This is a genomic window from Micromonospora sp. B9E7 (genome assembly GCF_039871815.1).
Taxonomy (GTDB): domain Bacteria; phylum Actinomycetota; class Actinomycetes; order Mycobacteriales; family Micromonosporaceae; genus Micromonospora.
The window spans coordinates 1-24,262 of sequence record NZ_JBDPLX010000013.1; the positions used below are offsets into that span (position 1 = coordinate 1).

Consider the following 24,262-nt stretch of genomic DNA (forward strand, 5'->3'; position numbering starts at 1 on the left):
TCCCCTTGTTCAGACCGGTCTCAGCAACCTCCTGAACGAGTCAAGATCCACGGCGCGCCGCACTCTTTGTGCGCAACGCCCTTATGAACAACCCACAGCAACCCGCTAATTGGCACACCTGTTCTAGTCTCGGGTCATGGTTGAGGAGCTGGCGCAGGCGGACGACGCGGTCGCTGCCTGCGTCGATGCTGCGGCCTGGGCCCTGCCGGAGCACGAGCTGATCGCCGCCCTGGATGCCGCGCACCGCCTTCAGCAACGCCTCGCCGCCGTCACCCTGACCCTGGTCCGCGAGATCGACGGCCGCGGCACGGCCCGCGCGCAGGGCGCCTCCACCACCGCGGTCTGGCTGCGCGAACGGCTCCACCTCACGATTCCCGCCGCCCGCCGGCTCGTCGACCTCGCCACCGCCCTGGACACCGGCAACCCCGGGGTCAGGCAGGCGTTGGCCGACGCGGACATCACCCTGGACCAGGCCCGGGTCATCGCCGACACCGTCACCACCGTGCAGGAATCCGCCGGCACCGAAGCCGCCGACAAGGCCGTCGGCGTGCTGGTCGACTGGGCCGCACAGTTCGACCCGTCGTTGCTGCGTCGGTTGGGGACCCGGATTCTCGACCACGTCGCTCCCGACCTCGCCGACGCCGCCGCCGCGGCGGCCCTGGCCGCCGAGGCCGCCCGGGCAACCCGCGACCGGCACGTCACCATCTCCGAACAGACCGACGGGCGACTGCGGCTCAGCGGCACCCTCGACGCAGAAGCCGCCGCGTTGCTGCGCGCCGCCATCGACCCGCTGAGCGCACCCGCCGGCCCCGACGACACCCGCTGCGCCGGGCAGCGTCGCCACGACGCACTCGCCGACGTGTGCCGACTCGCCCTACGCACCGGCGACCTACCCGACAGCGGCGGCGACCCCGCCCAGATCGTCGTCACCACCAACTACGACGGGCTGACCCGGCAGCTAGGCAACGGCGCACTCGACATCGGCCTGCACCTCACCCCCGACACCGTGCGTCGACTCGCCTGCGACGCCACCATCCTGCCCGCCGTCCTCGGCGGCACCGGCCAGGTCCTCGACGTCGGCCGACAACGCCGACTCATCACCGGCCCGCTGCGACGCGCCCTCGTCCTGCGCGACCGGGGCTGCGCCTTCCCCGGCTGCGACCGGCCACCGCGTTGGTGCGCCGCCCACCACATCCACCACTGGGCCGACGGCGGCACCACCAGCCTCGACAACGCCGTGCTGCTCTGCGGCCACCACCACCGACACGTCCACCACAGCGACTGGACGGTGCGGCTCGGCGGCGACGGGCACCCCGAGTTCATCCCGCCAGCCTGGCTCGACCCCGAACAGATCCCCCGCCGCAACCACTACCACCGACGAACATAGGCCGCCGGAGATCACCGAAGCCCCTGAGACCGGAGCCAGCGCAGCCGCGCCAGCGCAGCCGCGCCAGCGCAGCCGCGCCAGCGCAGCCGGCCAGCGCAGCCGCAGCGTCGGTGCCCCGGTGACCAGAAGCGGCCCCTCCCACCCGGTCACGGCACTACCTCGGTTCGCGACTGCGGGGCTCGCAATCCCGGCTGGCATCAGGGTGTTGCCAGCCGCCAGGCGCGCACCAGCGCTGGCACGTCGTCGTACCGAGCGGCCGGCACCGGTGCGGTTGCCCGCTCCACGACGCGGCGCTGATCGCCGTTACCGCGCCAGCCCTCCGAGGAGTCGAGGAGGTGGTGCACGGTACGGCCGAGCAGGTGCACGGTGGTCCGCTCGTCGATCACCGCGCCGCGAACGAACTCCTCCGGCGCCATGTAACGGCGAGAGCCGGGTAGGCGCTCGGCATCGAGCACGAACGGCCCGGGCCGGTACTCGTCAAGGTCGATCAGTCGCATCTGGCCGGCCGAGAAGTCGTACAGAAGGCAGCCGTCGTACAGATCGACGGCGACCAGACCGGCGGCGCTGACGGCGAGATGCGCGTCGAGGATCGCGTCGAGCGCCGCGTCGACCTGCGGCACTGGCAGTTGCTGGAAACGGGCCAGCCCACTGCGGTCGGCGCCGTGCACGGTGGCGTGGTTCAGGACCCTGCCGTCGTACCAGGGGTAGACGAGCGTCGGACCAGCCGGCCCACGGTCTGTCCGCACTGGATGCACGATCACCGGATGGCGGACCGCAGCGTGTACCGCGCAGGCCCGGTCGAGAGACGCCCGACCCGTGGCCGTGGTGGCCGTCTTGACGAACCAGCGCTGGCCCGCCACCTCGACGCCGTAGGACAGACACCCGGAGTCCTGGGCGTCGAAGACCGCGAAGGCCGCCTCGACCGGCGGCATGGCCAACCGGCCCATGGCCAACCGACGCATGGCCAACCGACGCATGGCCAACCGACGCATGGACACCCCGAACCAGCTCCGAAATGACGCGCAAAGTACCCGTTGTGTTACGAGCTTGTTTCCAAGATTGCGTCCAGGTTACGGGTGCTTCTCGATGATCGGTACCGCTCCTAGGTTTCGGCCACCGTCATCAGTCGTGGCGGCCGGCACCGAACGTGGAGGCAAACGACGTGCCACAACCGAACGTACATCGGACCGGACGGGCCAGGCGCGGGGTCAGCATGCTGGCCGCCGTGGCGCTGACCGCGGCCGGCCTGACCAGTCTTCCCGGTAGCGCCGCCGCCGCTCCGGCGAGCAGCGGACCGACCGCCCGCTATCTCGTGCAGCTCGACGAGGAGCCGCTGGCCACCTACACCGGCGGCGTTCCGGGCATCGCGGCGACCAAGCCCGCCGACGGCGCGAAGCTGAACCGCACGTCGGGCAGCGCCAAGGCGTACCGCGATCACCTGCGCCAGCAGCGGACGTCCGTGTTGGACCGAGTCGGCGTACCGGCGGAGCGCACCCGCGTGACGATGGAGACCGCGTTCAACGGCTTCGCCGCCGACCTGACCGGGCCGCAGGCCGCCCGGCTGCGCGCCACCCGCGGTGTGCGGGCCGTGTACGAGAGCCAGAGGGTGCATACGGCAACCTCGCACACCCCGGACTACCTCGGCCTGACCGGCAAGGGCGGGGTGTGGAAGAAGGAGTTCGGCGGGGATTCCCGCGCGGGCGAAGGCGTCATCATCGGGGTCATCGACAGCGGCTACTGGCCGGAGAGCGCGAGTTTCGCGCCGCTGCCCAGCCCTCGCCCCGACCAGGCCATCATCGACGCCAAGTGGAAGGGCACCTGCGACGTTGGCATCGAGGCACCGGTCACCTGCAACAACAAGGTGATCGGCGCCCGCTGGTACAACGACAGTGGCATCGCCGACGCGTTCCCGGACGACTACTCCTCGCCTCGTGACCGCAACGGCCACGGCACCCACACGGCCAGCACCGCAGCCGGCATCCACGGCGTACGCGCGACGTCGGGCACCCAGGACCTGGGCATGATCTCGGGCATGGCGCCGGCCGCCCGGCTCGCCATCTACAAGGCGCTGTACGACAACGGCGCGGGCGGCGCGACCGGCACCGACATCGACATCGTGCACGCCATCGACGACGCGGTCGCCGACGGTGTCGACGTGATCAACTACTCCATCGGTGACGACACCGAGCGGTTCGGGGCCATCGATGCGACGTTCTTCAACGCCGCTGCCGCCGGGGTGTTCGTCGCCGCAGCCGCGGGCAACTCCGGCCCGTTCGCCAACACGGTCGACAACTCGACGCCCTGGCTGACCACGGTGGCCGCGAGCACCACCGACCGGGAGAACACCCGGAAGCTCACCCTCGGCAACGGCACGACCATCACCGGTGTGGGCATGGGCGAGACCGGCGTCGGTCCGGCCCGACTGGTCTTCGCGAAGGACAGCGCGGTCGACCCCGACGGCGCCTACGGCGCCGGCCTCTGCGCCGACGACACGTTGGACCCGGCCAAGGTGAAGGGCGCGATCGTGCTCTGCCTGCGCGGAGAGATCCCCCGTACCGACAAGAGCATCGAGGTGGCACGGGCCGGCGGGGTCGGCATGGTGCTGTACAACGAGGAGCTGAACTCCCTCAACGCCGACGTGCAGACGGTGCCGACCGTGCACATCAACGAGGTCGACCTGGCCACGGTCACCGCGTACGTCGCCAAGGGCAACGCCACGGCCACCATCTCGCCGAGCAGGCTGGAGACCGTCGAGGCCCCCGCCGTCGCCGCGTTCTCCTCGGCGGGCCCGTCGAACCTGAACGCCGGTGAACTGCTCAAGCCGGACATCAGCGCGCCCGGTCAGGACATCGTCGCCGCGTTCTCCCCGTCCATCGGCGGGAACGACTTCGCACTGGAGTCGGGCACCTCGATGGCGGCGCCGCACATCGCCGGCATCGCCGCGCTGCTGCTGGCCAAGCACCCCGACTGGTCGCCGGCGGCGGTCCGCTCCGCGCTGATGACCAGCGCGGTCGACAAGACCGACAAGGGCAACCCGATCAAGATCGGCACGTACGACGCCACCCCGCTCAACTACGGCGCCGGCCAGGTGAAGCCGGGCAGCGCGTTCGACCCGGGCCTGGTCTACGACTCCAACCAGCAGGACTGGATCCAGTACCTGTGCGGAGTCTCCGCCGACCGGGGCAGCGACTACGGGCTCGCCGACCTGGACGGCTGCGACACGATCGGCGCGATCGACACCGCACAGCTCAACTACCCGTCGATCTCGCTGGGCCGGATGGTGGGCAAGCAGACCGTGACCCGTACGGTCACCAACGTCAGCGACAAGACCAGCACCTACACCTCGTCGGTGCAGGCCCCGCCGGGCTACAAGGTCAAGGTCACCCCGGCCAAGATGCAGATCCGTCCCGGCCACAGCGCCCGCTTCACGGTGGAGGTCACCAACACCGGCGGCGCGTTCGACACCTGGGCCGACGGCTCGCTGACCTGGCGCGACCAGTTCAAGCACGAGGTACGCAGCCCACTGGTCGTGCACAACTCCGGACTGGTGGCCCCCGACGCCATCACCGGTAAGGGCACGTTCGGCAGCGTCCGGATCGCCGCCGAGGTCGGTTACAAGGGTCAGCTGATCTCTCAGCTCTCCGGCCTCACCTCGGGCACCAGCACCGCGGTGACCCTGAAGGGCGACGGGCCGAGCTGGGACTGGAGCACGTCGGACAACCTGCCGGTGCCGCTACCCGCGTCCATCAGCAGGACCACCCTGCACGTACCGGCCGGCACCCGCAGTCCGGAGATCCACGTGACGTCGGCACGGCCCACCTGCTCCCACATCGACTGGGAGGACGAGGAGGGCGTGATGGAGTGCACCGAGTTCAGCCTCAACGTCTACGACAGGTCCGGGAAGTTCGTCACCGCCACGGCCAGCACCCGGATCGGCGCCAAGGTCACCCTGCCGGACGGTGCCGGTGACTACATCGTGGTCGTCGAGCAGGAGTTCACCGAGAACATCAAGGACGGCGCCAACGCGTACACCATCACCAGCTACCTGCCGGGCGCGCCGGGCACCTCCACCGGCCGGTTCACCATCGACCCGAAGCAGCGCAGCGTGCAACCGGGTGCGACGGCGAACCTGACCCTGCGCTGGTTCGGCCTCGCCCCGGGTCAGCGCTACCTCGGGCTGGTGGAGTTCCGCAACGGTGACGGCTCGCTGAAGACCGTGCCGGTCACCGTCCAGTCCTGACCCGCTCCCCCGATTCGGCGGACCGGTGTGTGACCCAGGTCACCACCGGTCCGCCGGATGGCCGGCAGGAACCGCAGGGGTGATCTGCTCGGCCCACGGTGATCGACGGCGACGATGACAAGACGCGGGGCGGCGGGGGCCCAACTCCCGTCCGCCCCGAACGTCTGCGTGGACCCGTCGAGTTCGTCGGACGCGCGGCCGAACTGGCCCAGCTTCGCCGACTCGTCGAAGCCCCGCCGTGCCTGATCCTGCTGGAGGGTGAGCCCGGGATCGGCAAGAGCCGGCTGGTCGCCGAGATGCTCACCGAACTTCCCGGGCCCCACCTGGTCGGCGAGTGCGACGACGTGCCGGAACCCTTCCCGCTCGGCGTACTGCTGGACGCGATCCGGGGCAGCGCCGACCGACTCGGTGCGGTGAGCCCGGTGGCCGGGGCCCTCGCGCCGCTGCTGCCCGAACTGGCCGACGCGCTGCCGGCCGCGCCGCCTCCGCTGACCGATCCGGCGGCCGAACGACACCGGCTGATCCGCGCGGTCGCCGCGGTGCTGGCCGCGCTGAGTCCCACCACGCTGCTCCTTGAGGATCTGCACTGGGCCGACCCGGCGACCTGCGAGTTCCTCGGCTACCTGAGTACCCATCCGGTCGACGGGGTGGCCGTGGTGCTGACCGCCCGCACGGCCGCGCCCGGAGGCAGTACGCCGATCCACGACGCGTTGGCCCGGACACCACCGTGGAGCGTCACCCGCGTTCCGCTCGGCCCACTGGACGCCGACGACGTACGCCGACTGGCCGCCCGTACCCTGCGGCTCGACGACCCTCCGCAGGAGCTCACCGCCACCCTGCTCGACCGGACCGCCGGCATCCCGTTCGTGGTCGAGGAGGTGCTGCGCACGCTCGCCGAGCGGGGTGGTGACCCGTTGGCGGACGACAGCGTCCCGTTCGTCCTGCGTGACGTGCTGCTCTGGCGGCTGCGCCCACTCGACGAGGGCACCCGGGAGGTGCTCGGGGCCGCCGCCGTGCTGGGGATGGCACCGGACCAGCGGATTCTCGCCTCGGCGCTCAACCTCGACCGGGTGACGATCAGCGCGGCGTTGACCGCCGCCCACCGGGCGGGTCTGCTGCACGACGGCGGGGACGGCCTGCGGTTCCGCCACGACCTCGCCCGGCAGGTGGTGTACGACCTGGTTCCCCGGGAGAACCGGGCGTGGCTGCACCTGCGGGTCGCACGGGTGCTGGAGCAGGAGTTGCCGAGGCCGGTCGCCCAGCTCGCGCACCACTACCGGCTGGCCGGCAGCGGAGCCGACTTCGTCCGCAACGCCGAGGCCGCCGCCGACCTGGCCACCGAGCGCGGCGACGACGCGACCGCCGCCGGCTTCCTGCTCCAGACGATGGACGTCGCCGAGCTTCCTCGACCGGTGCGGGTCCGGCTCGCCGCGAAGTTGGGTCGAGCGGCCATCGACGGGCTCAGCCAGGCGGAGGCGATCCCCGTGCTGGAGCGGCTACTCGCCGACAGGCGGCTACCGCCCGGTGCCCGGGGTGAGCTGGGTCTGGTGCTCGGCCGGATGCTGCGCCAACAGGGCGAGGCACTGCGGGGGTACGCCGAGATCGAGCGCGCCGTGCCGTACCTGCGCGCACCGCGTCGCAAGGCCCCGGCGCTCGCGGTGCTGGCGGCCCCGGACACGGTCGTCGGCCGGCACGTCGACGACCACCTGGCTCGCTGCGCGGAGGCCGAGATCGCCGCGACAGCCAGCGGCGACCCGGCAGCACACCTCGCGGTCCGTATCGCCCGAGCTTCGCTGCTGCTGGAGTTGGGCGACCCGACAGCCTGGTCGATCATCGCCGAACTGCGCGCGTCCGCCGAGTTGGCCGACCGGCCCCGAGAGCATGCCCGAGCCTGCCTGAACTGGGCGCAGGGCGCGTTGCACGCCGGGCATCCGGAGCAGGCCGAGGCGCTCCTGGCGGCCGGCCGGGCGTTGGTCGACGAGACCGGGTACGAACGGCTGACCAGCCTGGTGGAGGCGACCGAGTTGTCGCTGGACCGGGCTGCCGGGCGGCTCGACGGGCTCACCGAGCGGCTCGCCCGGCTGGTCGCCAGCGCCGAGCGGATGCCGGTGACCCTGCTCGACGCACGGGTCGAGCTGGCCACCGTAATGGCGCGTCTCGCCGGCATCGAACGCGACGGCAGCGCCGGGGGACGCAACGGCACCGCCGAGGGACGCAACGGCACCGCCGGAAGACCCGACAGCACCGCCGAGAGATTCGACGGCCTCGGCGGCGGCGCCGGGAGCCGTGAGGATGTGGAGTCGGCCGAACGGGCGCTGCGGGAGGTGGTGGCCGATGCCCGGCGGGTCGGCGCGATCTGGCCGCTGGTGCAGGCCCTCTCGGCGCTGGCCCGGCTGACGCTGGTCGCCGGACGTCCGGACGAAGCCGTCCGGCACGCGGCGGGCGCGCTGTCACTGGTGCGCGAAAAGGGCATCCTGGCGTGGGCCGCCGAGGCGGTTCTGGTGTTGGCCGAGGCGGCGGTCGCGGCAGGTGAACCGGCACGGGCGGCAGGCGCGGTCGCCGAGTTGGAGGCCGGGATCGTGGGCCGGGACGCGCCACTGGCCCTGGCCGCCCTGCGCCGCTGCCGGGAACTCGTCCCGGACTGAGCCGGGCGAAGCCGAGCCGACCCGGACGGCCTCAGCCGGCCCGAAAACGAGCCGGCTGAACCGGCCGAAGCCAAGCCGGCCAAACGAAGCCAAGCCGTCCGAACGAAGCCAAGCCGACCCCGACGGCCTCAGCCGGCCCGAAAACGAGCCGGCTGATGTGTCGTGCGGGGTGGCGGGCTGCCCGCGCGGGCAGCCCGACACCCGCGCCGTCAGAGGACTACCTGATGTACCCGGTTGTCCACGCCGCGTACCGCCAGCCAGGCGCTGCCGTTGCCGCCGGCGGCGGCTCCGGGCGCACCCCGGAACGCGTCGGTCGCGAACTCACCGCGTTGGAACCAGCCGCCCCAGGCGCCGTCGGTCAGGTTGCGCTGCCAGAGCCGGTTGTCGGCGGCCAGCGAGAACAGGTAGACCCGGCCGGAGGTGGCGAGCAGGGTCGGGCTGCCGTTGGTGGTGCCGCCCAGGTTGGTCCAGGCCGACCAGGTGGCGCCGGTGCGGCTGCTCCACCACACCTCGTCGGTGCGGCTGCGGACCGCCACGTGCAGGACGCCGGCGTCGTCGACGACCGCGCTCGGCCGACCGTAGAACGGCCGGTCGTCGGGGGCCCCGACGGCGGTCCAGCCGGTGCTCGGGGTACGCGACCAGAGCTTGCCGTCGGCACCACGGCCGACGAGCGTCCACTGGGTCGGGCTGGTCCAGGCCACCGTCGGCGCGTCGGTCAACGTGCCACCGAGGCTGCGCCACGGTCCCCACCTGCCGGCGGTGTAACTGCGCTGCCAGGCCGCGTTGTCGGTGCCGCGGACGAAGACGTCGAGCCGCCCGCCGGCAGAGGCGTACGCCGCCGGCTGGCCGAGAATCCGACCGCCGACCGGGCCGCCGAGCGAGGTCCAGCGCGTGCCCCACGTCGTACCGGTGCGGGTGTTGACGGCCAGCGCACCGGAAGCGTCGCGGACGAAGGCGGTGGCGTGCGTGTCGTCCACCCGGACCAGGGCCGGGCTGGCGCTGGCGGTGCCGCCGAGGTCGGCCCCGGCGACCTGGTCGGTGCCGGTCAGGCGGAGCATGGCCACCCCGTGCGCCGGTACCTCGACGGTGTACGAGCCGGTGAACGGCTGGACTCCGGCGGTGCCGGGCTGGGCGTCCACGTCGGCGCGGGCCCAGAGGTCCCGGACGCGGACCGCGCCGCCGAGTGCGACGTCGGCGAAGTTCACCGTGATCTGCTGGGCGGTGTCGTGCCGGTTGAGCAGCGCGACGGCCCGCTTACCGGAACCGGTGAGCACCTTGCTCCAGACCTGAGCGTTGGTGCCGGTGTCGGCCACCTTGATGCCCTGTCGGACCAGCGGGTCCTGGTCCACGGCGATGATCTCCGGGTTGGTCAGCGCCGAGATCATCTCCTTCGGCAGGCCACGCGGGTCGGAGCCGATCACCAGCGGCGCGGCCATGATGGCCCACATGCCGAGCTGCGTCTTGGACTCGTCCAGGCTCAACTCGTACCCGCCGTCGGGCAGCGGGCGCATCGGCAGCAGGTAGTCCGGGTCGTTGTAGTGCCCCGGTCCGGTGGCCGCCGGGTGGTACGCGTTGACGTCCATGTTGCGCAGCACCCACGGGTATGCCCACTGCGGGGTCGGATCCGTCAGCCCCACGTCGGTGTACGTCCGCCAGGAGTCGGCGATGGTGGGCGCGTACGTGTAGCTCCAGGTGGAGAGCTGCTCCGGGGTGTACGGGCCGCCACCCCAGTCGGAGCTGACCGGGTTGCAGATGTTGAGCAGCATCGGGCGCGGTGACTGGCGTACCGCCTCGGCCAGCTCGCGGAAGGTGGCCTCCGGGTCGAGGCCGGCGGCGCGACCGCAGAGCCAGTCGGCCTTGAGCGCGTCGAAGCCCCAGCCGGCGAACTGGGCGATGTCGGCCTGGTAGTGGCCGTTGCTGCCGAGCCCGCACTGCCCCGGCAGGTAGGGGCCGGCATCGGTGTAGATGCCGGCTTTCATGCCCTTGCTGTGGATGTACGCGGCCAGCGCGGGCATCCCACCGGGGAAGCGGGCCGGGTCGGCGACGAGCTGACCGGCCTCGTTGCGTGGGGTGGGCGCGGCCCAGTTGCCGTCGATCCAGACGTAGGTGTAGCCGGCGTCACGCAGGCCACTGTGGACCATGAAGTCGGTGACCGACCGTACTTCGGCCTCGGTGGGGTCGCCACCGAGACCGAAGTAGGTGTTCCAGCCCTGGTAGGGCGTCGGTGCGAGCCCGCTGTTGAAGTAGGCGGGCGCGCCCTGGTCCTCGGCGCCGGTGCCGGCCGGGGCGTGACCGGGGCGACCGGGCCCATGACCGGCCTGCGGGGGGCCGGCCTGCGGTGGACCGGCCATCGCCGGCATCGGGCTGGCCAGGCCCAGGCCGAGCACGGCCAGAGCAGCGGTCAGCGGTCGGTTCAGGCGCATGGAGGTACTCCTGTCCCTCGGGGGTGGGGGTGGTGGTGCTCCGATCTCAGTCGCGGGTCAGCACGATGAGGTCGGCGTCGTGGGTCGCGCTCCACTGCACGGGCAGGCCGACGGTGGCGAGGTGGCTGCCGGAGTAGTGCCGATCGCCGTGCGAGTAACGGGCCGCCGGGTCGAGGCCGCGCAGGGGCAACCGGACCGGGCGCGACGGCAGCAGCCCGGCACCGTCGAGCCGGCCGGTGTGCCAGGCCAGGACGACCACCCGGCGCTCGTCCGGCGCGGTGTACTGCACCGCGCAGCGGGTCTGGTCGGGGCCGCCGATCAGGTGCACCTCGCCGGTCGTGACGACGTCCCGGATCTCCTTGTAGCGGGCGATCCAGTCGGCCGCCTCGGCCCGCTCGTCGGGAGCCCAGGCACGGATGTCCGCGCCGATGCCGAGCACACCTGCCATCGCGAGGACGAACCGGAACGCGAGCGAGCGCGGTCGGGGGTCGAACAGACCGGGCGCGTCGGTGACCCAGGAGCTGAGCAGGTGCGGGGCGTTGGCGTGCAGGAAGCCGTACTGGATGGCGAGCCGGTCCAGGGGGCCGGTGTTGTCGCTGGGCCAGAAGACGTCGGCCCGGGCAGCCATCGCCAGGTCGGTCCGCGCGCCACCGCCGGCGCAGGCCTCGATCAGCACACCGGGGTGGTCCCGGCGCAACTGCTCGTAGATCCGGTGCAGGTTGGCGACGTGTGCGCCGTCCAGGTCGAGCGGAGCGACCCCACCGGGACGACCCGGCTCGGTGCGTGGCCGGTTGAAGTCCCACTTCAGGTAGTCGATGTCGTACCTGCGGAGCAGACCGTCCACCGTGGAGTGGACGAACTCGGCGACCTCCGGTCGGCCCAGGTCGAGCAGGTACTGGTTGCGGACCGGGGTGAGGGGCCGGCCGTCGACGGAGTACACCCACTCCGGGTGCTCGGCGTAGAGCGTCGACTTCGGGTTCACACACTCCGGCTCGACCCAGAGCCCGAAGTTCAGTCCGAGTGCGCGGACATCGGCGATGAACGCGTCGAACCCGGCCGGGAACTTCGCCGGGTCGGGCGTCCAGTCACCGAGCCCGGCGGTGTCGTCGTCGCGGCCGACGAACCAGCCGTCGTCCACCACGAACGTCTCCACACCCAGCTCGGCCGCGATCCGGGCCAGCGCGAGCTGGCTCTGCGCCTCGACGGCGAAGTAGGTGGCCTCCCAGGAGTTGTAGAGCACCGGGCGCGGGGTGAGCCGCTCACCGGCGAGCAACCGCTGGTGGGTGTGCCAGACCCGGGCCAGCCCGTCCAGGCCGTCCGGGCTGTATGCGCCGGTGACCACCGGCAGGGTCAGGGACTCGCCGGGGGCCAGCTCCAACGGGCCGTCGACCAGGTGGCGACCGATCCGGACCCGGGTCAGGCCGCCGGTGTCCCGCTCCGCGCTGATCTCCCAGGAGCCGGTCCACGCCAACCCCATCCCCCACGCCGAGCCGGCCGGGTCCGCGGTGTCCCGCACGGCCAGCCAGGGCACGTGCAGATGCCCGGGTACGCCCTGAGAGCTGCCGATGCTGAAGGTGCCGTGGCCCAACTCGACGTGGGAGAGCTGGAACTCCTGCGCCCACTGCCCCCACTGGTGGCTGAGCAGCGCACCGTGCGGTGTCGGTACGCAGAAGCCACCCGAGAAGGCCCGGAGCACCCGCAGTGGGCTGGACCCGTCGTTGGTCAGCTCGACCCACCGCTGCACCACGTCCGTGCCGGCGGGCACCTGGTAGTGCACGGTGGCACGCAGCCCGGTCACCGGGTCGGCGAAGTCGACGGCCAGCTCCCGCTGGTCGGCGTCGACCCGCTCGCCGGTGTGGACGAAGCCCACCCGGCGCTGCCCGTTCGACGTCTCCACCACCAGGTCGGCGCCGGTGAACGGCCGGTCGGCGTCGGTCGCGTACTCGATGGGGGCCGCGTCGCCGGCGGTGAGGAACGGCACCGGGCCGTCGTAGGCGACCGGCGACGGCCCGTCCGAGACGCCGTGCGGGCCCCACGCGACAAGCTCCAGCCAGCGGCCGTGTGCCGGCACGGTCACCGTGTACTCGGTGTGCGTGCCGCGCAGCGTCCAACGCTGCCCGGTTCCGGCGGTCACTTGACCGCTCCCAGCGCCAGGCCGGAGACGAAGTGCCGCTGGAAGCGCAGGAAGACCGCGACGGTCGGTACGGCCGCGATGACCGTACCGGCGGCGATGACGTTCCAGGACGAGACGAACTGCCCCTGTAGGGCGAGGAGCGCCGGGGTGACCGGCATGTTGTCATCGGTACGCAGCACGGTGATCGCCCACAGTAGGTCGTTGAAGATCCAGGTGAAGGAGAGCGCCCCCAGGGCGGCCAGCGCGGGTCGGGTCAGCGGCAGCATCACCCTGGTGAAGATCTGTGCCGTGCCCGCGCCGTCGATCGTCGCCGCTTCCTGGATCTCATTCGGCAGATCCCGCATGAAGCCGTGCAGGACGAAGGTGTAGAAGCCGAGCCCGAAGCCGACCTGCACCGTAATCAGCGCCCAGAGCGTGTCGTACAGGCCGGTCAGCTCGCTGAACTTGGCCACCGGGATGAGCAGGATCTGCGGTGGCAGCAGGTTGCCGGCGAGCATCAGCAGCAGGATGGTCCGCCGGCCGGGGATCCGGAATCGGCTCAGCGCGAACGCGGCCATCGCGGCCAGCCCCAGGCTCAGCGCCACCGACGGGACGGTGACGAGCATGCTGTTGATCAGGGCGCGCAGTTCACCGCCGTCGGTCCACGCCTGCCGGTAGGTGTCCAGGGTGAACGACTGGGGCAGGCTGCCCACGCCGTGCGCGGCGATGTCGTCGAAGGACCGGGTGGACATCACCACCACCCAGAGCACCGGACCCAGCCAGAGCAGCGACAGCAGGATCATGCCGGTGTGGAAGGCCCCGGTACGGAGCTTGTTCATCACGCTTCCTCCCGGAACGCACGGACCAGGTAGCCGAGGATGACGGCCAGCGCGAGCACGAAGATCACGACGGCGATCGCGGAGGCGTAACCCAGCCGCAGGCTCTGGAACGCGGTCGAGTACATGTAGGTGCTGAGCAGCTCCGACGAGTGGTACGGCCCGCCCTTGGTCAGCGACCAGACGATGTCGAACGAGCGCAGCGAGTCGATCACGATGACCGACAGCACGACCGCGTTGACCCCTTTGAGCTGGGGAATGGTGACGTGCCGCAGCCGTTGCCAGGAATTGGCGCCGTCCATCCGGGCGGCCTCGTGCAATGCCGGGTCGATCGCCTTCAGGCCGGCCAGGAACAGCACCATGACGTAGCCGATCTGCCGCCACAGGGCGGGCAGGATCACCGCGTACAGGGCGGTCTGCGGGTCGGCCAGCCAGGGTCGGATCAGGTGTTCCAGGCCGACGGCCCGCAGCAGCGTGTCGGCGATGCCGTCGGGCTGGTAGAAGACCCGCCAGACCAGCGCCGTCACCACCAGCGAGAACACCACAGGCGTGAACAGCGCGGCCCGGTAGAAGCCGACGCCGCGCCGCTCCTTCTGCAGGACCAGCGCCATGCCGAACCCGCCCAGCACGGAGAGACCGCCGAAGAGCACCAGCCAGATCACCGTGTTGACCAGCGCGCCCCGGAAGGTCGCGTCACCGGCCAGCTCGACGTAGTTGTCGGTGCCGACGAAGGTCGGCGACGACATCCCGTCCCAGCGGGTGAGCGAGAACCAGAAGCCCTGGAGCGCCGGCCAGAACACCCAGATGCTCTCGACCGCGAACGGCACGAGGACGAACGCCACCAACAGCGGCGACAGTCGAGCCGACCGTCGCCGCCGTCGGGTGGGGGTGACCGAAGTCGTGGAGATCGTTGCTGTCACGTCAGCCCTTGAAGACCTTCTCGGCGCCGGCCTGCCACTCCCGCAGGATCGCGTCGATCTGGTCCGGCTTGTCGATGAACTTGGTCAGCGCGGTGTCCGCGGTCGGCTGGAGTGCGTCGCTGGAGTCCCGGTTGAAGAACTGGGTCAGCTCCTTGGCCTCGCCGAGCATCGCCTTGCCCTTGGCCACCAGCGGCGAGTCGGACGCCTTGGCCCTGGGGTTGGCCGGCAGCACGATGCCGGAGCTGGCCTTGACGTACGCCTCCTGGGCCTCGACCCCGGAGAGGTAGGTGAGCAGGGCCTTGGTGCCGGTCGGGTTGGCGGTCTTCGCGCTGGCGAAGAAGCCGTCCGTCGGGGCCTCCTCGGCCAGCGGCACCGCCGGGTCGATGATCGGGAACCGGAAGAAGTCCAGGTCACCGAGGGCGTCCTTCGGTGCCGCGTCGGCGAAGAACGTACCGATCAGGAACATGCCGGTCTTGCCGGCCAGCAGCGCGGTGGTCGCCTCCTGGAACGGGTACGCCTTGCCCTTGGGGTCGAAGTAGGGCAGTGCCTCGCGCCAGCGGGTGAAGACCGCCTTGACCTTGGGGTCGTCGAAGCGCTGCTTGCCGGCGAGCAGCTCGCGGTGGAACGGCGCGCCGTTGATCCGGATGTTCAGGTAGTCGAACCAGGCCGAGGCCACCCACGGGGTGTCGCCGAGACCGATGCCGATCGGCGGGATGCCCTTGCTCTTCAGCGTCTCGCACAGCGCCAGGAAGTCGGTCCAGGTCTTCGGCTCCTGCACGCCCCACTTGGCGAAGTTGGACTTGCGGTAGAAGAAGCCCCACCAGTAGTTGTTCATCGGAACGAAGACCTGCTTGCCGCTGGCGGCGGTGGAGAGGGTGCGCAGCGACTCCGGGTAGTCGCCCAACGACTTCCAGACGTCGGAGACGTCCAGCAACAGGTCCTTGCTGGCGTAGTCGTTGGCGACGGAGCCCGCGTACCAGGTGTAGAGGTCCGGCGGGTTGGCCGAGGTCAGGTACGTCGGGAGCTGGGTCCGGAAGGTCTCCGAGGCGATCGTGTTGAGGCTCGCCGTGCCCTTGCCCTGCGCGTTGAAGGTCTCGATCAACTTCTCCATCGCGGCCTTGGCCTGTGGCGAGGAGAGGTTGGACTGGATGGTGACCGCGCCCGAGCCGCCGCTCGTCGTCGGCCCGCTGGCGGAGCTGGCGCACGCGCTGAGGAACGAGCTGGCGCCGAGTGCGCCCAGGCCGGCGAGCCCTAGGTGACCAAGGAATCGCCGGCGACCGGGGTCGAAGTCGCTCACGGAGGTATCCCTTCCTCTACGACACTCAGCGTCACCGCGCGATGTGTCGTCCATGTGAATGCTGTGACGAGAAGGTTGCATCGGCCCTCGCCGGCTGTCAAGATATCTTCGTAATTAATGATTAGACGAGATCAAGGCGAGGGTCAGGTGGATCAGCCTATGCGCCGGCTTGAGGGCAAGAACGCGCTGGTCACCGGCGCTATGGGTGGGATCGGCGCGGCCACCGCCCGGCGGCTGGCCGCCGAGGGGGCAGCCGTCGCGCTGCTCGACGTGCACGATCCGGCCCCGCTGGCCGACGAGCTGACCGCCGCCGGCCACCGAACACTGTCCGTAATGGGCAGTGTCAGCGAGGAAGACGACTGGGCGGCCGCGGTGTCGGCCGCCCGAGCACACCTCGGGCCGATCGACATCCTGGTCAGCACCGCGTACGCCGTGCAGGTCGCGCCGGCGCACGAAACCAGCCGGCAGTCCTGGGACCACCAGCTCGGCGTGAGCCTCACCGGCTCCTTTCTCGGCGTCCGCGCCTGCCTGGACGACCTGCGGGCCCGATCGGGAGCGGTGGTGCTGATCTCCTCGGTGCACGCGCTGGTCGGGCTGCCCGGCCGTCCCGCATACGCTGCCGCCAAGGGTGGCCTGGTCGCACTCGGCCGCCAGCTCGCCGTGGAGTACGGCCCGCAGGTGCGCGTCAACACGGTGCTGCCCGGGCCGATCCTCACCGCCGCCTGGGCCGACGTGTCCGAAGAGGACCGTCGGCAGAGCGTCGCCGAGACCGTGGCGAAGCGCTTCGGCACTCCGGACGAGGTGGCCTCGACGGTCGCCTTCCTGGCCTCACCGGACGCCGCCTACATCACCGGCGCGAGCCTCGTGGTGGACGGTGGTTGGACAGCGGTGAAAGCCTCGGCCTGAGAGATCGATACCGACCAGCGAAAAGGCCAGGAGCATTGGCACAGTACGCCCGCCGCGGCATCCACGGACAGACCGTCGAAGCGATCGCACGTCGCATCCTCACCGGTGAGATCGCCGCCGGCGCGACCCTGAACATCGTCGCGCTGCAGGAGGAGTTCGACGTCAGCCTCACGGCGCTCCGCGAGGCGCTGAAGGTCCTCTCCGCCAAGGGCATCGTGGACGCCCGGCAGAAGCGCGGCACCTTCGTACGGCCCCGGGCCGACTGGAACCTGCTCGACGGTGACGTGATCCGCTGGCAGTTCGCCGAGGGCACCGACCAACGGCTGCTCGACCAGCTGCACGAGGTGCGCGCCATCATCGAGCCGGCCGCCGCCCGGCTGGCCGCGACCCGTGCGACCGAGGACGACCTGGCCGCCCTGGACCGGGCGCTGGCCGAGATGGCCGAAGCCAACGGCGATCCCACCGCCGCCATCGCCGCCGACCTCGCCTTCCACCGCGCGCTGCTCACCGCCACCCACAACGAGCTGCTGGAACGGATGGAAGTGGTGATGGAGACCGGGCTCGCCGAACGGGACCGGCTGGTGCACGGCGGTGCCCCACACGACGACCCGGTGCCCAGCCACCGGGCCGTCGTGGACGCACTGCGCAGCCGGGACGAGACGGCGGCCGAGGCCGCCATGCGTGAGTTGCTGGACAAGGCCGTCCGCGACGTCGAGAAGGCACGGGGACAGAGGGGCAGTCAGTGAAGATCGAGCGGATCGAGACCTTCCTCGTCGCGCCACGGTGGTTGTTCTGCCGGGTGGAGACCGACGACGGGCTGGTCGGGTGGGGTGAACCGGTGGTGGAGGGCCGCGCCGAAGTGGTGCGCAGCGCCGTCGAGGTGCTCTCCGAGTACCTGATCGGTGCGGACCCGCTCCGCATCGAGCAGCACTGGCAGATCCTCACCAAGGGCGGCTTCTACCGGGGCGGCCCGATCCTCTCCAGCGCGGTCGCCGGCCTGGACCAGGCACTCTGGGACATCGCCGGGCAGGCGTACGGGGCACCGGTGCACGCCCTGCTCGGCGGTGCCGTCCGCGACCGGGTGCGGGTCTACTCCTGGATCGGCGGAGACGAGCCCGACGAGATCGCCGACGCCGCCGCCGCGCAGGTCGCCGCCGGTCTGACCGGGATCAAGATGAACGCGTCCGGGCGGCTGTCGGCCATCCCCACCTCCGCAGAGGTGGACGCGGTCGTCGGCCGGGTCGCCGCGGCCCGGGAGGTGCTCGGCCCCGACCGGGACATCGCGCTGGACTTCCACGGTCGGGCCGGCCTGGCCGCGGTACGCCGGATCCTGCCCGAGCTGACCCCGCTCCGTCCGTTCTTCGTGGAGGAGCCGGTCCTGCCCGACCAGGCCCACCACCTGCGCGACATCGTCGCCAGCACGCCGATTCCGGTGGCCACCGGCGAGCGGCTCTACGGCCGTAACGAGTTCCTCGGCCCGTTGCAGGCCGGGGTGGCCGTGGTCCAGCCGGATCTGTCGCACGCCGGCGGGATATCCGAGGTCCGCCGGATCGCCGCGCTGGCCGAGACGTACGGCGCGCTCCTCGCCCCGCACTGCCCGCTCGGCCCGATCTCCCTGGCCGCCAGCCTCCAGGTGGCCTTCGCGACGCCGAACTTCCTGATCCAGGAGCAGAGCATCGGCATCCACTACAACGCCGGCTCGGAGCTGCTGGACTACGTGGTCGACCCGGAGCCGTTCCGGTTCGTCGACGGGCACATCGCCCGCTTCGACCGGCCCGGGTTGGGCATCACTGTGGACGAGGCGGCGGTTCGCAAGGCCGCGCAGACACCGCACGCCTGGCGCAACCCGGTCTGGCAGCACGCCGACGGGTCGTTCGCGGAATGGTGACCGCCGCGACTCCGGTGCCGCTGCATGCTGAGTACGACGCCGCGCACGGCGGTCGGTGGACCAGCCTGCACGGCGACGGCCGGGAGTGGCTGTGGCGCGGCCCGGAACCCGGCCGACACGGGGTACGCCCCGACGACGCGTTCGTCGACGCCGGTGGCCTGGAGGAGTGCCTGCCCACCGTGCGCGGTCGACCCGACCACGGCGAGGTGTGGTCCCGCCCCTGGCGCAGCGTCGGTCCCGGCACCGTGGTCATCCAACGCCCGACGTTCGTCCTGACCCGCCGGATCAGCGACTCCTCCGGGGTGGTGGTGGCCGACTACCGGCTGGCCGCCGATCCTGGTCACCGGTTCGTCTGGGCCGCGCACGCCCTGCTCGACCTCTCCCCCGCAGCCCGCCTCGACGCGCCCGACGGCACGCCGACCCGGCTGCATCCGGAAGCTGCCGCGTTGCTGCCGCCGGGCACCTGGCCCGCCGACGCGCCGTGGCTCAGCGGGGCGTGGCCGGCCCCCGTCGGGCTGCCGCTGGACACGTTCGGCGCGGACGACGGGACCGCGCTCGGCGCGGTGCTGCTCGACTGCCCGCGGGTCCAGGTGATCGACGGTGTGGACCGACTGACCCTGGAGCTGGAGTGCCCCGACCAGCCCCGTAGCACCGCGCTCTGGCGCAACCTCGGAGGTTGGCCGGAAACCGGCCCCTACCGCAGCATCGGTGTCGAGCCGATGCTCGGCGCCGCCTTCGACCTGGCCGACGCCGGCCCGGCCGACGCGGCGGTCGTACCCCCCACCGGCGAGGTCGCCTGGCGACTCACCATCTCCGCCCACCGCACCCACTGAGGACACCCGCGATGAACCTGCTCGACGAGCTGCGTACCCACCGGTTGCTGGCCATCGTCCGCGGCCCGGACCCGGCGGCGGCGCTGACCGCCGTGCTCACCCTGGCCGAGAGCGGCGTCGCGCTGGTCGAGGTCTCGCTCACCAGCACCGACGCGCTCGACGTCATCCGACGTGCCCGGGCCGCCCTCGGGCCCGACTACGGCCTGGGCGCGGGCACCGTGCTCAGCGCCGAGGACGCCCGCGCGGCGGCCGACGCGGGCGCTTCCTTCCTGGTCACCCCGGCGCTCGCGCCGAGCCTCGCCGAAGGCGGCCGGCTCGGGCTGCCGGTGCTCGCCGGTGCGCTCACCCCCACCGAGGTGGTGCAGGCCAACAGCGGCGGGGCCACCGCGATCAAGCTCTTCCCGGCGTCCCTCGGTGGGCCGGACTACCTCGGCGCGCTGCGCGACCCGTTCCCCGGCACCGCGTTCGTACCGGTCGGTGGCGTCGACGCGGAGGGCGCGCGACGCTACCTGGACCGGGGCGCGCTCGCGGTCGGGGTCGGCTCACCCCTGCTCGGCGACGTCGTCCGCGGTGGCGACCCGGCGGCGCTGCGTGAGCGCGCCGCCGCCTTCCTCGCGGCGGTCCGGCGATGACCGACGTCCTCACGCTCGGCGAGACGATGGCGGCGTTCCGCCCCACCGGCCCACTGCGGCTGGGCGGCACCGCCGGGATCTCCGTCGCCGGCTCCGAGTCGAACGTGGCGATCGGCCTGGCCCGGCTCGGCCACCGGGCGGCCTGGGTCGGCGTCACCGGCGCCGACGAGCCGGGTGAGCTGGTTCGCCGTACGCTGCGCGCCGAGGGCGTCGACCTGACCTGGTCCCGGGTAGACCCGACCGCTCCCACCGGGCTGATCCTCTTCGAGAACCGGGTCGCGGACATCAACCGGGTCACCTACCACCGCGCGGGCTCCGCCGGCTCCCGGCTGCGCCCGGCCGACGTGACCCGGGCCTTCGACGCACCCGGGTCGCCGCCCCGGCTGCTGCACGTCACCGGCATCACCTGCGCGCTCGGCGTCGAGCCGTACCAGGCGGTGGTGGAGGCCGTACGGCGCGCCCGCGCGGCCGGCAGCACCGTCTGCCTGGACGTCAACCACCGGCAGCGGCTCTGGTCCGTCCCCGAGGCCGCCACCGCGCTGCGACCGCTGCTGTCCTCGATCGACCTGGTGGTCGCCTCCGACGACGAGTTGGCCGTGCTGACCGACGCATCCGACCCGGTCATGGCGTTGCTCTCCGCCGGGGTGGCCGAGGTCGTCGTCAAGCACGGCGCCGGCGGGGCGACCAGCCACAGCGCGGCCGGCACGGTGCACCGTCCAGCCCGGACGGTCCCGGTGGTGGACACCGTCGGCGCGGGCGACGCCTTCGTGGCCGGGCTGCTCTCCGGCTGGCTCGACGACGCCGACGTCCCGGCCCGACTGGACCGGGCCGTCACCACCGGGGCGTTCGCGGTGGCCACCCGGGGCGACTGGGAGGGTCTGCCCGACCGGGCGGAGCTGACGCTGCTGGACCACGAGCCGGGCGGTACGGTCCGCTGACCGGCGCGGCGGCCGGCGCGGGCCGGCGCACCGACGACGCGGACACCGCCCGACCGCCCTGCGCGGCCGGCGCGGGCCGGCCGCCGCCGACCGGAGATCGTTTGGAGGAGCACCATGGAGCTGACCGAGCCGACCGTCTGGAGTACCGACCGGTTGGAGCTGGGCGAGGGGCTGCGCTGGGTCGACGACCGCCTGGTCCTCGTCGATCTGCTGGCCGGACGACTGTTGGAGACCGACGGTGACGCCCCCGCCCCACTGCGGGAGGTGCGTCGTCTCGACGTCCCGCTCGGCGCGGTCGCCCCGGTGGCCGGCCGACCCGGTGACTGGCTGGCCGCCGCCGGGACCGGTGTCACAGTGCTGCCCGTCACCGGCGACCCCCGACCGGTCGCCGAGCTGGTCGCCGACGCACCCGAGCCGACCCGGATGAACGACGCGGTCGCCGACCCGCACGGCCACTTCTGGGCCGGCAGCATGACGTACGCGATGGTGCCCGGCGGGGGCACGCTGTTCCGCCTCACCCCCGGCGCGGCACCGGTGCCCGCGGTGACCGGGCTGACAATTCCGAACGGGCCCGCGTTCGACGCCAGCGGCACCACCATGTACCTGGCCGACACGCCGCGCGGCGAGATCGACAGGTTCACCGTCGACCCCGCCACCGGGGCCCTGCACGGGCGCGAGCCGTTCCTGCGGCTCTCCCCCGACGACGGGGGCCCGGACGGCATGACCGTCGACGCGGCGGGCCACCTCTGGGTCGCGTTCTGGGGCGGCTCGGCGGTCCGCCGCTACCGGCCCGACGGCACCCTGGACCGGGAGATCCGGCTGCCGGCGAAGCAGCCCGCCGGCATCTGCCTGGGCGGCCCCGGCCTGCGCCGACTCTTCATCGGCACCGCACGGGTCGGGCTGAGCAGCGCGGGTCCGCAGGACGGCGCGCTGCTCGCGGTGGACGTCGAGGTCCCCGGCCTGCCCGCCGCGTACGCCGCCGCACCGGTGAGCTGACGGAGGCATATCGGACGCCAGGGCGGGAACAACCGCACCGGAGCGCGCAACCGACGGCAGGAGGCGAGACGGTGGGCATCCTGAGGTGGACGTCATGAACGGGCCGGTGGGCGACGAGCCCGTGGGCGAGTTGGAGTTGGTGCACACCTTCACCGGTCCGATGCCGACCGGGGTGAGCGTCTCGCACCGGGGCCGGATCTTCGTCAACTTCCCGAAGTGGGGGGACGAGGTGCCGGCCACCGTCGCCGAGCTGCGCGACGGTCGGGAGGTGCCCTACCCCGACCAGGCGTGGAACGACCCGTCCGGCGACGACGACGCGGGCGCGTTCGTGTCGGTGCAGAGCATCGTGGTCGACCCGGCCGACCGGCTCTGGGTGCTGGACACCGGCAGCCCGATGTTCCAGCCCACCAAGCCGGGCGGTCCGAAGCTCGTCCGGGTCGACCTGGACACCGACACGGTCGCCCAGGTGATCACCTTCCCGGCGGACGTGGCCCTGCCGACGACGTACCTCAACGACGTCCGCTTCGACCTGCGCCGCGGTGAGGCCGGCGTCGCGTACATCACCGACTCCGCGGCCACCGGGCCGAACGGGATCATCGTGGTGGACCTGGCCAGCGGGGCGTCCTGGCGGCGGCTGCACGACCACCCGTCCACCAGGGCGGAGCCGTTGACCACGTTCCGCCCGCTGGTCGAGGGCCGACCGTTCCTCGAACGACCGGCGGACGGACCGCCGAAGCCGGTGAGCATGGGCTCCGACGGCATCGCCATCTCCGCCGACGGCAGCCGGCTCTACTACTGCCCGCTGATATCCCGACGCTGGTACAGCGTCTCCACCGAGGCGTTGGCCGACCCGGGCGTCACCCAGGAGGCGGTCGCCGCCACAGTGGTCGACGAGGGCGACCGGGGAAGCGCCTCGGACGGGTTGGAGAGCGACGACGCCGGGCGGCTCTACCTCACCGCGTACGAGCAGAACGCGGTGCTGCGCCGGCTACCGGACGGCGAGTACGAGACCCTGGTCCACGACCCGCGACTGCTCTGGCCGGACACCATGTCGGTGGCCACCGACGGGTACCTCTACGTCACCGCCAACCAACTGCACCGGCAGCCGCAGTACCAGCGGGGCAAGGACCTGCGGCGCAAGCCGTACGCGCTGTTCCGCACCCGCATCGACGCCGGCCCGGTGCTGCTACGCCGCTGAGCACCCGCCGTCGACCGGCCCAGCGCTCGTCCCATGATCACGTGATGGTGAGTAGTTCCCCAGGCCGTTCCCGAACTACTCACCATCACGTGATCACCACGTAACGGAATCTGTCCAGATTGCCGGAACGGAGACCTGTCGCCTGCCGTCAGCTCGCGGGCAGGGTGCGGTCCAGGAGGTCGAACAGGGCCGCCCAGTGACGCTCGGTGGCCTGCTCGTCGTACGCCGGGGTGTCGGCCATGGTGTAGCCGTGGTGCGCGCCCTCGTACACCTCGGAGCGGTAGCGCACCCCGGCGGCGTCGAGCGCCTTCTCCAGCGTGGCGATCTGCTCGGGCGTCATCGACTGGTCGGCGTCGGCGTGCCCGAAGTACAGCTCGCCAGTGATCGAACCGACGCCCAGGTGCGGGCTGTCCGGCGCCTCGGTGACGATCCGCCCACCGTGGAAGCTCGCGACTGCGGCGATGCGGTCCGGGTGTGCCTCGATGGCCCGCAGCGCGTTCGTGCCGCCCATGCAGTAGCCGGTGATCGCGACCGGGCCGGGCCGGACGTCGTCCCGGGCGGCCAGGAAGTCGAGGTACGCGGCGGTGTCCCGGCTGATCACCTCGGGGGTCAGCGCGCCGACCAGCGGCATGATCTGCTCGAAGAGCGCGCCGCGCTGGTCCGCATCACCGAGTCGGGACAGGTCGAACAGGGGTGCCCGGCCGGCCCGGTAGAACAGGTGGGGCGTCAGCACCAGGTAGCCCCGGGCGGCGATCCGCTCGGCCATCTCGACCAGTCGCGGGCGCGGCCCGAAGGCGTCCATGAAGAGCAGCACCGCCGGGAACGGGCCGTTGCCGTCCGGCCGGGTGAGGGACGCGTCCGCGATCCCGTCGCCGGTCGGGATGTCCACCGTCGTCGTCAGCACTGTGCCTCCTCGTACACCGATCTTGGTCCGTTCGGAACGCTACTCGCCGTGTGGGCGTGCCCGGCGGCTTCCCCCGAGCCAGGGACCGGTGATCCCTGGACAAGGC

General features: G+C 72.1%; 18 protein-coding genes. 11 read left to right on the top strand and 7 right to left on the bottom strand.

All coding sequences use genetic code 11. The features are described 5' to 3' along the window. The first annotated feature begins 136 nt into the window (after window positions 1-136). Window positions 137-1,387 (top strand): DUF222 domain-containing protein, encoded by a 1,251-nt coding sequence (locus tag ABGB10_RS20735; RefSeq protein WP_347662526.1) that lies wholly within the window; start codon window positions 137-139, stop codon window positions 1,385-1,387. Window positions 1,388-1,584: 197 nt separating this feature from the next. On the opposite strand, the gene ABGB10_RS20740 is transcribed toward ABGB10_RS20735, so the two are convergent. Then, entirely contained in the window at window positions 1,585-2,379 is a 795-nt protein-coding gene (locus ABGB10_RS20740) for a serine/threonine protein kinase (protein WP_347662695.1), read from the bottom strand. Between the two features lie 233 nt (window positions 2,380-2,612). Between ABGB10_RS20740 and ABGB10_RS20745 the strand changes: the two genes are divergently transcribed. Beyond that, window positions 2,613-5,627, top strand: coding sequence for a S8 family serine peptidase (locus tag ABGB10_RS20745; protein WP_347662527.1), 3,015 nt, complete (start codon window positions 2,613-2,615; stop codon window positions 5,625-5,627). A 98-nt stretch (window positions 5,628-5,725) separates the two neighbouring features. Then, a complete protein-coding gene (locus ABGB10_RS20750) occupies window positions 5,726-8,272 on the top strand; it encodes an AAA family ATPase (RefSeq protein ID WP_347662528.1) in 2,547 nt (848 codons plus the stop codon). Window positions 8,273-8,481: 209 nt separating this feature from the next. Here ABGB10_RS20750 and ABGB10_RS20755 read toward each other — a convergent pair whose 3' ends face one another. The 5 genes from ABGB10_RS20755 to ABGB10_RS20775 are packed head-to-tail and all read right to left on the bottom strand — an operon-like array spanning window position 8,482 to window position 15,861. Beyond that, window positions 8,482-10,695 carry a glycoside hydrolase family 27 protein gene (locus ABGB10_RS20755; protein WP_347662530.1) on the bottom strand — a complete coding sequence of 738 codons (2,214 nt, stop codon included), beginning with the start codon at window positions 10,693-10,695 and terminating at the stop codon, window positions 8,482-8,484. Window positions 10,696-10,741: 46 nt separating this feature from the next. After that, a complete protein-coding gene (locus tag ABGB10_RS20760) occupies window positions 10,742-12,829 on the bottom strand; it encodes an alpha-galactosidase (RefSeq protein WP_347662531.1) in 2,088 nt (695 codons plus the stop codon). Further along, on the bottom strand, window positions 12,826-13,647 hold the full coding sequence (locus tag ABGB10_RS20765) for a carbohydrate ABC transporter permease (protein ID WP_347662532.1): 822 nt from the start codon (window positions 13,645-13,647) through the stop codon (window positions 12,826-12,828). The genes ABGB10_RS20760 and ABGB10_RS20765 overlap by 4 nt, the downstream gene beginning before the upstream one ends. Further along, entirely contained in the window at window positions 13,647-14,564 is a 918-nt protein-coding gene (locus tag ABGB10_RS20770; RefSeq protein ID WP_347662534.1) for a sugar ABC transporter permease, read from the bottom strand. The genes ABGB10_RS20765 and ABGB10_RS20770 overlap by 1 nt, the downstream gene beginning before the upstream one ends. 1 nt (window position 14,565) lies before the next feature. After that, on the bottom strand, window positions 14,566-15,861 hold the full coding sequence (locus tag ABGB10_RS20775; protein WP_347662535.1) for an extracellular solute-binding protein: 1,296 nt from the start codon (window positions 15,859-15,861) through the stop codon (window positions 14,566-14,568). Window positions 15,862-16,020: 159 nt separating this feature from the next. On the opposite strand from ABGB10_RS20775, the gene ABGB10_RS20780 reads away from it, so the two are divergent. The 8 genes from ABGB10_RS20780 (at window position 16,021) to ABGB10_RS20815 (ending at window position 23,252) form a co-directional block, all read left to right on the top strand. After that, entirely contained in the window at window positions 16,021-16,767 is a 747-nt protein-coding gene (locus ABGB10_RS20780) for an SDR family oxidoreductase (RefSeq protein ID WP_347662536.1), read from the top strand. A gap of 35 nt (window positions 16,768-16,802) precedes the next feature. Further along, entirely contained in the window at window positions 16,803-17,513 is a 711-nt protein-coding gene (locus tag ABGB10_RS20785; protein ID WP_347662537.1) for a FadR/GntR family transcriptional regulator, read from the top strand. Beyond that, window positions 17,510-18,655: a galactonate dehydratase gene (gene dgoD / locus ABGB10_RS20790; protein ID WP_347662538.1), complete on the top strand. Its 1,146-nt coding sequence runs from the start codon at window positions 17,510-17,512 to the stop codon at window positions 18,653-18,655. Before ABGB10_RS20785 ends, dgoD begins: the two co-directional genes overlap by 4 nt. After that, entirely contained in the window at window positions 18,649-19,488 is an 840-nt protein-coding gene (locus tag ABGB10_RS20795) for a hypothetical protein (protein ID WP_347662539.1), read from the top strand. Before dgoD ends, ABGB10_RS20795 begins: the two co-directional genes overlap by 7 nt. An 11-nt stretch (window positions 19,489-19,499) precedes the next feature. Then, the gene (locus ABGB10_RS20800) at window positions 19,500-20,120 is read left to right on the top strand and encodes a bifunctional 4-hydroxy-2-oxoglutarate aldolase/2-dehydro-3-deoxy-phosphogluconate aldolase (protein ID WP_347662540.1); all 621 of its coding nucleotides are present in this window, start codon (window positions 19,500-19,502) and stop codon (window positions 20,118-20,120) included. Continuing rightward, a complete protein-coding gene (locus ABGB10_RS20805; protein ID WP_347662541.1) occupies window positions 20,117-21,058 on the top strand; it encodes a sugar kinase in 942 nt (313 codons plus the stop codon). The genes ABGB10_RS20800 and ABGB10_RS20805 overlap by 4 nt, the downstream gene beginning before the upstream one ends. A gap of 114 nt (window positions 21,059-21,172) precedes the next feature. Then, entirely contained in the window at window positions 21,173-22,054 is an 882-nt protein-coding gene (locus ABGB10_RS20810; protein WP_347662542.1) for an SMP-30/gluconolactonase/LRE family protein, read from the top strand. Window positions 22,055-22,148: 94 nt separating this feature from the next. Further along, a complete protein-coding gene (locus ABGB10_RS20815; RefSeq protein ID WP_347662543.1) occupies window positions 22,149-23,252 on the top strand; it encodes an L-dopachrome tautomerase-related protein in 1,104 nt (367 codons plus the stop codon). 148 nt (window positions 23,253-23,400) lie between these two features. Here the strand turns inward: ABGB10_RS20815 and ABGB10_RS20820 are convergent, their stop codons facing one another. Beyond that, window positions 23,401-24,156 carry a dienelactone hydrolase family protein gene (locus ABGB10_RS20820; RefSeq protein ID WP_347662544.1) on the bottom strand — a complete coding sequence of 252 codons (756 nt, stop codon included), beginning with the start codon at window positions 24,154-24,156 and terminating at the stop codon, window positions 23,401-23,403. Window positions 24,157-24,262 lie beyond the last annotated feature (106 nt).

Excerpts from the sequence above, each read along its gene's own strand:
- ABGB10_RS20740 (WP_347662695.1), bottom strand. The coding sequence starts at position 2,379 with ATGCGTCGGTTGGCCATGCGTCGGTTGGCCATGCGTCGGTTGGCCATG.
- ABGB10_RS20755 (WP_347662530.1), bottom strand. The coding sequence starts at position 10,695 with ATGCGCCTGAACCGACCGCTGACCGCTGCTCTGGCCGTGCTCGGCCTG.
- ABGB10_RS20765 (WP_347662532.1), bottom strand. The coding sequence starts at position 13,647 with ATGAACAAGCTCCGTACCGGGGCCTTCCACACCGGCATGATCCTGCTG.
- ABGB10_RS20815 (WP_347662543.1), top strand. The coding sequence starts at position 22,149 with ATGAACGGGCCGGTGGGCGACGAGCCCGTGGGCGAGTTGGAGTTGGTG.
- ABGB10_RS20810 (WP_347662542.1), top strand. The coding sequence starts at position 21,173 with ATGGAGCTGACCGAGCCGACCGTCTGGAGTACCGACCGGTTGGAGCTG.
- ABGB10_RS20795 (WP_347662539.1), top strand. The coding sequence starts at position 18,649 with ATGGTGACCGCCGCGACTCCGGTGCCGCTGCATGCTGAGTACGACGCC.
- ABGB10_RS20735 (WP_347662526.1), top strand. The coding sequence starts at position 137 with ATGGTTGAGGAGCTGGCGCAGGCGGACGACGCGGTCGCTGCCTGCGTC.
- ABGB10_RS20780 (WP_347662536.1), top strand. The coding sequence starts at position 16,021 with ATGCGCCGGCTTGAGGGCAAGAACGCGCTGGTCACCGGCGCTATGGGT.
- ABGB10_RS20800 (WP_347662540.1), top strand. The coding sequence starts at position 19,500 with ATGAACCTGCTCGACGAGCTGCGTACCCACCGGTTGCTGGCCATCGTC.
- ABGB10_RS20805 (WP_347662541.1), top strand. The coding sequence starts at position 20,117 with ATGACCGACGTCCTCACGCTCGGCGAGACGATGGCGGCGTTCCGCCCC.